This window comes from Clostridioides sp. ES-S-0123-01, from assembly GCF_020658415.1.
Classification (GTDB): Bacteria; Bacillota; Clostridia; order Peptostreptococcales; family Peptostreptococcaceae; genus Clostridioides.
Genome location: NZ_JACVWD010000002.1, coordinates 507926 through 520362 on the forward strand (window position 1 = coordinate 507926; position 12437 = coordinate 520362).

At 31.8% G+C, this 12437-nt stretch carries 8 protein-coding genes; all 8 read right to left on the minus strand.

Annotation, left to right across the window (positions count from 1 at the left end):
• Positions 1-15 precede the first annotated feature (15 nt).
• Positions 16-1218, minus strand: coding sequence for a phosphoglycerate kinase (locus tag IC175_RS05800; protein WP_227481909.1), 1203 nt, complete (start codon positions 1216-1218; stop codon positions 16-18).
• Positions 1219-1439: 221 nt separating this feature from the next.
• Entirely contained in the window at positions 1440-2447 is a 1008-nt protein-coding gene (gene gap / locus IC175_RS05805) for a type I glyceraldehyde-3-phosphate dehydrogenase (protein WP_227433773.1), read from the minus strand.
• A gap of 59 nt (positions 2448-2506) precedes the next feature.
• Positions 2507-3529: a sugar-binding transcriptional regulator gene (locus IC175_RS05810; protein ID WP_227433772.1), complete on the minus strand. Its 1023-nt coding sequence runs from the start codon at positions 3527-3529 to the stop codon at positions 2507-2509.
• Between the two features lie 506 nt (positions 3530-4035).
• Positions 4036-5382, minus strand: coding sequence for an RNA polymerase factor sigma-54 (rpoN, locus tag IC175_RS05815; protein ID WP_227433771.1), 1347 nt, complete (start codon positions 5380-5382; stop codon positions 4036-4038).
• A 151-nt stretch (positions 5383-5533) separates the two neighbouring features.
• Positions 5534-8095, minus strand: coding sequence for a selenium-dependent xanthine dehydrogenase (gene xdh / locus IC175_RS05820; protein ID WP_227831559.1), 2562 nt, complete (start codon positions 8093-8095; stop codon positions 5534-5536).
• Complete coding sequence (gene hydA, locus IC175_RS05825) at positions 8089-9480, minus strand: dihydropyrimidinase (RefSeq protein ID WP_227851266.1); 1392 nt, start codon at positions 9478-9480, stop codon at positions 8089-8091. Before hydA ends, xdh begins: the two co-directional genes overlap by 7 nt.
• A 295-nt stretch (positions 9481-9775) precedes the next feature.
• Positions 9776-10885, minus strand: coding sequence for a 4Fe-4S binding protein (locus IC175_RS05830; protein ID WP_227851267.1), 1110 nt, complete (start codon positions 10883-10885; stop codon positions 9776-9778).
• Between the two features lie 86 nt (positions 10886-10971).
• Positions 10972-12324: a nucleobase:cation symporter-2 family protein gene (locus tag IC175_RS05835; protein WP_227824441.1), complete on the minus strand. Its 1353-nt coding sequence runs from the start codon at positions 12322-12324 to the stop codon at positions 10972-10974.
• Positions 12325-12437 lie beyond the last annotated feature (113 nt).

Sequence of the window (12437 nt, forward strand, 5' to 3'; positions counted from 1 at the left end):
CCTCTATATAGTAGTTTATTTATTATCTAATGCTGCAATACCTGGTAATTCTTTACCTTCTAAAAATTCTAGTGATGCTCCTCCACCTGTTGATACGTGAGTCATCTTATCACCAAATCCTAATTGATTAACTGCTGCTGCACTATCACCACCACCAATTACAGTAGTTGCGTCAGTTAATTCTGCCATGGCTTTAGCTACTGATAGTGTTCCATTTGCAAAGTTTTCAAATTCAAATACTCCCATTGGTCCGTTCCATACTACAGTTTTTGATTCTTTTATGGCTTTTACAAAGTTTGCTATAGTCTTAGGTCCCATATCTAGTCCCATATAATCTTCTTTTACATTAGCATCTTCTGTTACTATTGGAGTTGCATCTGGTGCAAAGTGGTCTGCCATAACAACATCTACTGGCAATAATAAGTTAACGCCTTTTGCCTTAGCTTTTTCCATCATTTCTTTTGCATATTCTACTTTATCTATTTCAAGTAAAGATGTTCCTACTTCATAACCTTGAGCTTTTAAGAATGTATAAGCCATTCCTCCACCTATTATTAGATTATCAACTTTTTCTAATAGTTCATTTATAACAGCTAATTTATCAGAAACTTTAGCTCCCCCAAGTATAGCTGTAAATGGTCTTACAGGATTGGCAACAGCTTCTCCTAAGAATTTTAATTCTTTTTGAATTAAGTATCCGCAAACTCTCTCTTGTAAAAATTCTCCTGCTCCAACTGTTGAACAATGCGCTCTATGAGCAGTTCCAAATGCATCATTTACAAATATTTCAGCAAGTGAAGCTAATTCTTTAGAGTAGTTTTCTTCATTTTTAGTTTCTTCTTTTCTATATCTAGTATTTTCTAATAACACTACATCTCCGTTTTCCATTTTTTCAGTAGCTTTTTTTGCATTTTCTCCTACAACATTATCATCTGCTGCAAATACAACTTCTTTACCTAACATTTCAGATAATCTCTTTGCAACTGGTGCTAAAGATAATTCTGGTTTAGCTTCTCCCTTTGGTTTTCCTAAATGAGAACATAATATAACTTTTGCTCCTTTAGAAATTAAATATTGAATTGTTGGTAAAGCTCCGTTTAATCTATTTTCATCAGTAATTACACCATCTTGTAATGGTACATTAAAGTCACATCTCACTAATACTTTTTTCCCGCACACATCAATATCTTCTATAGTTTTTTTGTTTAGCATTGACATAAATATCTCTCCTTTTAATAAAGTAATTTTTTATTGCCAAGTATAATATAGTACATACTTTTACCCTATTAAATATATCATATTATCATATTTTTATATATAGTATGTAACATTATTTAGGTGTATTTTATATATTTTTTCTTAAAAAAAGTCCAGAGTCCGTAGTGTTAAACTACAAACTCGGACTTTGTCAATCTACTTTTCTATTTTCTAAAAGCTGACTATTTTGCTAATTGTGCAAAGTATCCTAAAGTTCTTATTAATTGAGAAGTATAAGACATTTCATTATCATACCAAGAAACAACTTTAACTAATTGTTTTCCATCTACTTCCATAACTTTTGTTTGAGTAGCGTCAAATAATGAACCGTAGCTTATTCCGATTATATCAGAAGATACTAACATTTCTTCAGTGTATCCGAAAGATTCGTTTGAAGCTTCTTTCATAGCTGCATTTATTTCTTCAACTGTAACATTTTTTCCTAATGTACAAACTAATTCAGTTATTGAACCAGTTACAACTGGTACTCTTTGTGCTGCTCCATCTAATTTTCCTTTTAATGCAGGTATTACTAAACCGATTGCTTTTGCAGCTCCTGTAGTGTTTGGAACTATGTTTCCAGCAGCAGCTCTAGCTCTTCTTAAATCACCTTTTGGATGAGGACCATCTAAAGTATTTTGGTCATTAGTATATGCATGTATAGTAGTCATTAATCCTTTTTCTATACCATATTTATCATTTAATACTTTAGCCATTGGAGCTAAACAGTTAGTTGTACAAGAAGCTCCTGATATAACTGTTTCAGAACCATCTAATATGTCACTGTTTGTGTTGAATACTATTGTTTTTAAATCTCCAGTTGCTGGTGCAGATATAACAACTTTTTTAGCTCCTGCTTGTATATGAGCTTCTGCTTTATCTTTAGAAGTAAAGAATCCTGTACATTCTAATACTATATCTACTCCTAATTCAGCCCATGGTAGGTCAGCAGGATTTCTTTCTGCTGTTACTTTTATTTCTTTTCCGTTTACTATAAAAGCACCTTCTTTAACTTCTATTTCACCGTTAAATCTTCCTTGAGCTGTATCATATTTAAATAAATGAGCTAACATTTTAGCATCTGTTAAGTCGTTTATTGCAACAACTTCAAACTTATCTTGTTGCTCCATCATTTTTCTTAATGCTAATCTTCCTATTCTTCCAAATCCATTTATAGCTACTTTAACCATTTTCGCTACCTCCTATAAAGTAAATGTATGTTGTCTAGCTCTGTGCTAGTTTTCGACTTTTATAATAATGACAATATCTTATAAGCACTTTCTTCATCTGTTACAAGAACCATGTTTTTATGCATATTTGATATGGCTAATAAGGCTTCTACTTTTTCTGTTCCTGCAAAGATTGCAATAGTTTCTTTTACTTCTTTAACTGTCTCTAAATCAATTCCAACAGTATTTAATTTATAAACTATTTCTCCATCTTTGTTGAAATAATATCCAAATGCTTCTCCAACTGCATTTTTAGATAATATCTCGTTAACTTTATCTTCTGGAAGTTTTCTTCTCTTTGCCATGACATCTGCTCTACCTATGCTGAAAACTAAAATGTCTGTTCTTTTAATATACTCCAAAGTTGTCTTAATCTCTGGCACTTGGCTAAGAGTTTTCATTGCACTCTCGTCCAATTCATCTGGTATATGTAAAAGTTTGCAATTAGAGTGTAATTTCTTACTTACTGAAGCAACTATACTATTAGACTGCATCTCTACATCAGTTCCCATACTTCCTCTAGCTGGCACTATTGTAGAGTTTGGATATCTCTTATCAGTTTTAATAACATTTGAAAACTCTAACATAGTGCTTCCCCCTGTTATTGAAACTATATCTCCATCTTTTAAAATACCTAAGAAATACTCGCATCCATATCTAGTTACATCTTTTAATAAGCTTCCATTTTCATCACAGCTTCCAGGAACTAGTATTACCTTTTTTATTCCAAGCTTTTCTCTGACCCTATCTTGTAACTTAGACAACCCCATGATGTCACTCATGATGTCTTTAAGTTTATCTAATAAATCAGAACCTTCTTTAGTGATAGTCATTCCAGATACAGCAACATCTATAAGTCCTTGTTCTTTTAAAAACTCTGTTTCTGACCTAATTATTCTTTCACTAATTTCTAATACATTTGATAAAGTTCTTCTACCTATTGGTTCACTTAAAGATATTTGTCTTAAAATAGAGTATCTTCTTTCCATAAGTTCAATTGCCTGTGGAATTAGTTTCTTTTGAATTTCTAATAAGTTCTTCATAACATACTCCTTATTGCTTTCCTTTAGGGACTTTTTTTGTCCCTAGTGTTTATTTAAGTCCCACAAGATAATTTTATTTTATAGGATTTGCGTATAGATTTCAATAGTTTTTCAAAAACTTTTTTATTTTTTTGTTTTATAGCAATTTCTCCACCATTTTCAAAGTACAGTATTTTTTATTTTTTATATAATATTTTTTCCATATATTTTTTGGTTTTTATTCTAATATTTTTGACTCAATCTTGTATGTTCTACTCTGATAGATTCTATATGTCTTTGTTTTTATACTTTATGTTTTTATTTTTGTGCTCTTAAAATTAACAATAACAGTTTATTTATCTCTGTATTTTTTTGACTCTAGTTATCGTTCTAATTCCTGATTTTTCCTAATATTTAATTTTCTTTCTAATACTTTTCTTTCCAATACTTAAATTCATTTGTATAATGCTCATTTGTATTTTAATTAGCATTTCCCCTCATTTTACTGATACTTCTTTCTCTTTTCACTAATATTCTTTTCTCTTACTTGAAGACAAAATTCCTAATTCTTCACGATACTTGGCAACTGTTCTTCTTGCAACATTGATTCCTTTTTCTTTTAATAGCTTAGATATATGGTCATCACTTAAAGGTTTCTTTTTATTTTCGTCTTTTATTGTTTCCTTTATAATTTTTTTTATGCTTGTACTAGATGCCATTTCATGATTTTCAGTTTCAATAGCACTACTGAAAAAGTACCTAAATTCATATACTCCAAAAGGTGTCAGCATATATTTCCCATTTACACCTCTACTTATAGTAGATTCATGAAAATCTAATTTTTCTGCTATGTCTTTCATTTTTAAGGGCTTTATATATTTTGTTCCTTTTCTCAAAAACTCATCTTGAGCTTTTACTATTTCTTCTGCAATTTTAAGTACTGTAGTCTTTCTACTTTCTATATTTTTCATAAGCCCTGTTGCCGAATTTAGTCTTTCTTTTATAAATTCTTTTGCACTTTCGTCAGACTGTGAATTTTTTAGTATGTCTTTATAATAACTGTTTATTTTTATTTGATAGGAGTCTTTTTCATTTAAATACACAATAAATTCATCATCAATTTTTTCAACTGTTACATCTGGTTGTATATATACACTTTTTTCTACTGAACAGGTTCTTCCTGGCTTAGGGTCTAATGTTTTAATTATATTTATTAGTTCAACGCATTTTTGTAGTGACATATTGTACTTCTTGCTTATCTCTTTATATTTATTATTTGCAATTAAATTTAAGTCTTTTGTAACGATTTCCTCTAAAATTTCATTATATATTCCTAAGCTTGCCATTTGAATCATCAGACATTCTGAAAGACTTCTTGCACCTACTCCACTAGGTTCCAACTGCTGAACACTAATCAAGCATTTTTCAAAAAGTTCTTCATCTATCTTTAAAGTATCAACAATTACTTTTTCCTCAGTTCTCAAATATCCGTCCTCATCTAAGCTATCAATTATATACTCACAGACTTCCATTTGTTTATCTGTTAGCTTATATAAGCTTATCTGAAACTTCAAATCCTCATATAAATTTGACGAATATTTAACTAAATTTTCTAGATTAACTTCATTGTCAGGGTTATAACTTATTTCTGTTCTATCTAAACGTCTTGATTTTTCCATATCTTTTATATATTCTTCCCAATTTATCTCCCCACTTTTCTCAACTTCGACTAATGGGTTATTCTCTGCTTCCCTTTTAATCTCTTCTTCTAACTCCAACTTACTCATATTTAATATTGATAATGATTGCTTAAGTTGTGTAGTCATGATTAGCTTCTGAGACTGAGTTAACTCTAGACTATTATTAAAATTCATTTTGCTCACCTCTCAATTTTATTAAACTTATTTTATAAAAGAAAAACCCTCCTGTATATGTATATTCTATCATTTAAAATATACCTTATGCAAAAGGGTTTTTTTTATTTACAATTTAATTGATTTTTTTTATTTAATATTTATTTTTTTGTTATTTTTTTTTACTATATGGCGTATTTTGAAGTGGTAGTTCAGTTCTAAACTCTTTATCAAATACATAATAGGCATTTTGCACTGCTGGTGCAGTGGGAACTGTACAAATCTCTCCTACTCCTTTTGCACCATATGCCAATAAATCTTTGTTTTTTTCAACTATTACGGCTTGTATTTCTGGTATATCTGTAGATTTAAATAAGCCTAATGTACCAAATTTAGCTGTAGGTACAGAGTTGACTACTGGGTAATCCTCTGTTAAGGCATATCCAAGACCCATAACAACTCCACCTTCTATTTGTCCCTCTAAACTGATTGGGTTTATAGCTCTTCCTACATCATGTGCTGCTACTACTTTTTCTAATTTTCCATTTTCATCTAGCATTACAACTTGTGTTGCATATCCATAAGCTACATGGCTTACTGGATTTTCTTTATCAGAACCCATTTTGTCTGTAACACTTGCATATTCTCCGTAAAATTCTTCTCCCTCTAAATCAGATAATGCTTTTCCAGTTGCTAAAGCTTCTTTTAATTTAATTGCTGCAACCTTAGTAGCCTCCCCTGTAAATACTGTCTGTCTTGAAGCTGTAGTATTACCAGAATCTGGTGTCAAGTGAGTATCTGGAACTTCATGCACTATGTTTTCAGGTAGTAAATTTGCAGTTTCACAAACTACTTGAGTCATAACCGTACCAAGACCTTGACCTATACAAGAGGCACTTGTTCTTATATGAACTTTACCATCTTTTATTACCAGTCTACATCTTCCCACATCAGGTATCCCAACTCCTACACCACTATTTTTCATTGCACAAGCTATACCTGCACGTGGGTGTTTTTCATACTCTTCTTTTACAGCTTCTAATGTTTCTGCCATTGCTGTTCCTTCATCTGCAAATTGACCATTTGGTAAAACTTGACCAGGTCTTATTGCATTTTTATATCTTATTTCCCAAGGTGATATTCCAGCCATTTCAGCAAGTAAATTTAGATTACATTCTGTAGCAAAACAGCTTTGTGTAACTCCAAAACCTCTAAATGCTCCTCCAGGAGGATTATTAGTATATACTGCTGTTCCAGTTATATCAATATCCTGATAATTGTATGGTCCTGCTGCATGAGTACATAATCTTTGCAATACTGGTCCTCCAAGAGATGCATAAGCACCTGTATCAGATATTATAGTTGCTTTCATACCTGTTAGATATCCATTTTCATCACATGCTGTTGTAAATTCCATTTCTGTAGCATGTCTTTTTGGATGAACAATTATACTTTCTTTTCTAGTAAGCTGTACTTTTACAAATCTCTTTGTGTGGTATGCAAGTAAGGCTGCATGGTGTTGAACACTCATATCTTCTTTTCCACCAAATCCGCCTCCTACCATCTTATTTATCACTCTTACTTTTTCATGTGGTAATCCTAACATATCTGCACATTCATGTTGAGTAGCAAACACACCTTGGTCTGTTGAGTAAATTATTACTCCATCTTCTTCATAAGGACCTGCTACTGCACATTCAGGTTCTAAAAATGCATGTTCTGTTGCAGGTGTAGTGTATTTTTTAGTTACAACGTATTTTGAGTTCCTTATTTTTTCTTCAGCATTTCCTCTTACTAAATGTTCCTTAACAAGTACATTACCTGTTTCATGTATATTTGGAGCATCTTCTTTAAGAGCCTCTGCTGTAGTACTTAAAGGTGTCAATTCTTCATAATCTATCTTAACTAGTTTTTTCGCTTCTTCTAATGCTTCTCTAGTTTCTGCTGCTACTAAAACTATTCCATCTCCTAAGTATCTAGTTATTTCACCTTCTGGAATTAAAGTATCCCAATCTTTCTTTAAGTGACCTACTTTTATAGTTCCTGGAATATCTTTAGCTGTAAGAACTGCAACAACTCCTGGGTAAGCTTTTGCTTCTTCTATATCTATCTTTTTAACTAATGCTCTTGGATATTTAGCTCTAACTGCTGAACCATAAATCATACCTTCTAATCTTATATCATCTACATATTCAGAGTATCCAAGTGTTTTGCCTACTGCATCAACTCTATGAAGACTTTCACCAACTAGACCTTTGCAGTTTACTTTTGGCACATCTATATCTTCTCTAAATATCTTTGCTGCCAAACTCACAGCTTTAATTATTTTTACATAACCTGTACATCTACATATATTACCTTTTAAAGCTTTTTTTATGTCATCTTCAGTAGGATTATTATTAACGTCTATAAGCGCTTTTGAACTAATTACCATACCTGGGATGCAAAATCCACATTGAACAGCTCCTTGGCTGGCAAAAGAATATGCAAAAACATCTCTTTCTCTTTCTGATAATCCTTCTATAGTTGTTATATTTTTCCCAGCTAATTTATCAGTTTTAAATACACATGCTTTAGTTGCTTTACCATCTATTATGACCATACAAGTTCCGCAAGCACCTTCTGAACATCCATTTTTAACTGAAGTTATATTCATATCTTCTCTAAGGAAGTCTAAAAGTTTTTTGCCTTCTTTTGCAACAACTTTCTCTCCATTTAATATAAATTCTACCATTCTCTAGCCCCCTCTGTTAGACGCCTTTTTATATATCTCCCACTTGGAGTATTACAAATTAATTCTCCCTCTCTAACAACTTCTTTTCCTCTTAAATAAACATGTTCTATTTGACAATTTACTTCATAACCTTCATAAGGCGTATAATCTACATTTTGTAATTGTTTTTTTGCTTCTATTTTAGATTTTTTATTTGGATTTAAAACTAATATATCTGCATCACTACCTATTTCTATAGTTCCTTTTTCAGGATACATTCCAAACAGTTTGGCGGCATTAGTCGATGTTACTTCTACCATCTTGTTGATAGATATTTTATTTTTACAGACTCCATATGTGTATAAAAGACTCATCCTATGTTCCACCCCTGGCGAACCATTAGGAATTTTACTGAAATCGTTTATTCCAAGTTCCTTTTGCCCCCTATAATTAAAAGAACAGTGGTCTGTACCTATAGTATCTATTTGATTATTTAAAATAGCATTCCATAAAATTTCATTATTTTCTTTATCCCTTAAAGGTGGTGACATTACATATTTAGCACTTTCAAATCCTTCTAAATCATATAATTCATCACTTAATAGAAGGTATTGAGGACAAGTTTCAACTATCACATCTACTCCTCTTTGTTTAGCTTTTAGAATTTCTTCCAAAGATTCTTTACAACTTAGGTGAACAACGTACACCTTAGAATTTGCCACTTCTGCTATCTTCATCAGTCTTGAAGTTGCTTCTGCTTCTAATATAGCTGGTCTAGTTAATTGATGATATTTTGGAGATAGATTATTTTCTGCTTTTGCTTTATCCACAAGTTCACATATTATATCCCCATTTTCACAATGGAATCCAATAATCCCTCCTACCTCTTCTGCTTTTCTCAAAGCTTCAAAGATGACACCATCATCAACTTGAAGGCTTCCTTTATATGCCATATACAATTTAAATGAAGATACTCCCTCTTTCACTATGTCTTCCATTTCATTACAAACTGAAGCATTCCAATCTGTTATAGCCATGTGAAAACCATAGTCTGAATAAGATTTATCTCTAGCTTTTTCATGCCATTCATCTAATCCTTCTTTTAAAGAACAACCTCTAGATTGTGTAGCAAAATCTAAGATAGTAGTAGTACCTCCAGCTATTGCAGCTTTTGTTCCTGTTTCAAAATTATCTGCTGTCTTAGTAGTTCCTGTATCTAAATCAAAGTGAGTGTGTGTATCTATACCTCCTGGTATAATATAAGAATCACTAACATCAACTACTTCATCATTTTCTTTTGATATATCAACACCTATATCAACTATTTTCTCATTTTCTATTCTTACATCTGCACAGTAAGTTTTTTCACTTGTTACTACTTTCCCACCTTTTAAAACAATTCCCATATAGACTCCACCTTACTTATAACGTATCAATTTATTTTATCTGAAGAAATTAACTTAAAGTAATTTGATTAGAGCACTTATACACAGTAAATTTATATTTAGATTAAACCATTATTTAATTAAATTAATATTTAATTAAAATGATATTTAATTAAACTAATGTTTAGTTAAATCAACGTCATAAGATTATTAACTTCACGTTGTATTATTAATGTATAAACTTGCTTATCTAATATATTTTATTATCTTAATATATTTATTACTCTAAGTTAATTACTAAAATTCTATATAATTATTATTCATTAACAGCTTCTACTTGATTGTAGCAAATACTTAAAGCACCTTTTGGACATCTAGTTACACATAATCCACAACCAAAGCACTTATCCACATCTATATTTAATTTATCTGTCACTTCTAAAGCTTCATATACACAGCTTGTTACACATTGTTTACATTTGATACACTTATTACCATCTACAACTGGAGCCACTGCATGAGTTCTAAATCCTCTAGCTGCCATTTTCTTATGAGTTAATCCTTTGATTTCATTAACATCAGCATATCCATTTTCATCTAAGAAATCATTTAATTCTTTAGCAATTTTTCCATATATAGAAGGTCCTTTAAGGATTGCTTCTGTACATACTTGAACAGCACTTGCTCCTGCCATCATCATTTCAGCTACATCTTTTCCACAAGTTATTCCACCAACACCTATAATTGGTATATTTACAACTTGAGAAGCTTCATATATACATCTTATTGCTAATGGTCTTATAGGAGCTCCTGATAACCATCCATATCCTGCTTTACTTCCCATTATAGGGTATCCTGTGTTTACATCTATTGCCATACATGGTCCAAATGAGTTTATCATTACAAGTCCATCTGCTCCTGCTTCTTCAACAGCTTTTGCAATAGTTTGAATATCAGTATGAGGACTCATTTTCATAAATACTGGTACATCTAAAACAGCTTTTGCAGCTTTTAAAGCATTTACTATTGGAGCAACATCTGTGCCTACATAATGAGTTGATAATTCAACTGCATCTGCGTAAGGTTTTACTAAAGGTGCAACCTCAGCTATTTGTTCTGCTGAATATCCCATACTTACTATTACTGGAAGACCTGCTGCTTTTACTTTTTTGTATTCTTCTTCTATCCATTGTTCTTTTGGAAGCTCTGACCATAATTCTGTATTTAAGAAACCACTGTTAGTTTTTGCCATACATGGTCTTGGTACATCTGCTGGTAATACAGATATAGTTTTTGTACATATAGCTCCTGCTCCACCTTTTGCTGCCTCTTGACAGAGATCACCATCTTTTGCTCCAGGACCTGCCGCTGTCATAACTGGATTTAAGAATTCCATTCCATATAAATTAACTTTTAAATTAGCCATATTATTATCTCTCCCTTAATTAAATATATTTTTTAATATTTAGCTTAGATACTCTTTTATATATGTTGCTTTTCATTTATTTCTTCCTATTTTGCTTCTTCAGTCTTAGGAGCTTTTTCCTTTTTTGAACCTAATTCATTGAAGAAGATATTCAAAAGTACTGCTGATAAACTTCCTGTTGTTATTCCACTGTGGAATATCGTTTGCACCCAAGTTGGAAAATTATGATAGAAATCAGGATTTGTCAGTGGTATCATAGATAACCCAACACTAACTGCTACTATCACTCCATTTTTAGTTCCATCAAATTTTACTTTACTTAGAGTTTTTACTCCTCCAACCATTACCATTCCAAACATTGCAAATCCTACTCCACCAAGAACAGGCTTAGGTATTGCTCCTATTATTGCTGCAAACTTTGGTAAGAAACCAAGTACTAGCAATATTACCCCTGCATAAACTGCAATAAATCTTGATTTTATACCTGTAAGTCCAACAATTCCTGTATTTTGACCAAACGGAGTTATTGGAAATGAATTGAATATTCCAGATAAAGCTGTAGATATTCCATCTCCAAATAGACCTCTTTTAATATTTTTACCAGTTACCTCTTTGTCTACCATTTCGTGAATAGCTATCATATTACCAACTGATTCTGTCATAAGTACTAACATAATTAAGCATAATGATAATATTGCAGATGGTTCAAATCTAGGCATTCCAAATTTTAAAGGTACATTTAAGTTAAGCCAACCAACTCCACTTACTGCACTAAAATCAGCCATTCCAACTGCCATAGAAAGTAATGTACCAAGTACTATACCTACCAATATCGCTGTACTATTCCAAATTCCTTTTAAGAACTTAAATGAAAGTAAAGTTATCGCCAATACTGCTAAAGCTAATGCTAATGAGTTTGGTTCAACCGCTTCCAATTTGTTGTCAGTTATCCACTTTATCCCAACTGGGAATAGTGAAATACCTATTACCATAACAACTGTTCCAGTAACTACACTAGGGAAGAATCTTATTAGTTTTTCAAATACTGGAGCAAGTAATATACAAAATAGTCCAGCTACTATTACAGAGCCAAATACTGTCTGTATTGCAACTTGAGAATCACTATATGATGAGGCTATTGCTGTCATACCTGCCACAGCGGCAAAACTAGTTCCTTCAATTACTGGTATTTTAGCGCCTACAATATTTCCTATACCAACACTTTGTATGAGTGTTCCTATACCTGCCATAAACAAGCAAGCATTTATTAAAAAAACAATACTAGCATGATCTAGTCGTGCAGCACTTCCTATCATCATAGGAACTGCTACCGCTCCTGCACACATTGCTAAAACGTGCTGTAGTGAAAATACCCAGGATTTGGATACAGGTAACCTTTCATCTACTGGAGCTATTTTAGGGCTTTCATTTTGAGACATGTTGGGTCTCCCTTCTATATTTAGTTTAATATTCTATTCCATATATTTTTTATCTATATACTTCATTTAAATTCTACTTTTGTCTAAGTTTTATTTTTAACACTTATATTCTT

Bases quoted from the DNA above. Each gene is read 5' to 3' on its own strand.
- IC175_RS05800 (WP_227481909.1), bottom strand. From the start codon at position 1,218: ATGTCAATGCTAAACAAAAAAACTATAGAAGATATTGATGTGTGCGGG.
- gap (WP_227433773.1), bottom strand. From the start codon at position 2,447: ATGGTTAAAGTAGCTATAAATGGATTTGGAAGAATAGGAAGATTAGCA.
- IC175_RS05810 (WP_227433772.1), bottom strand. From the start codon at position 3,529: ATGAAGAACTTATTAGAAATTCAAAAGAAACTAATTCCACAGGCAATT.
- rpoN (WP_227433771.1), bottom strand. From the start codon at position 5,382: ATGAATTTTAATAATAGTCTAGAGTTAACTCAGTCTCAGAAGCTAATC.
- xdh (WP_227831559.1), bottom strand. From the start codon at position 8,095: ATGGTAGAATTTATATTAAATGGAGAGAAAGTTGTTGCAAAAGAAGGC.
- hydA (WP_227851266.1), bottom strand. From the start codon at position 9,480: ATGGGAATTGTTTTAAAAGGTGGGAAAGTAGTAACAAGTGAAAAAACT.
- IC175_RS05830 (WP_227851267.1), bottom strand. From the start codon at position 10,885: ATGGCTAATTTAAAAGTTAATTTATATGGAATGGAATTCTTAAATCCA.
- IC175_RS05835 (WP_227824441.1), bottom strand. From the start codon at position 12,324: ATGTCTCAAAATGAAAGCCCTAAAATAGCTCCAGTAGATGAAAGGTTA.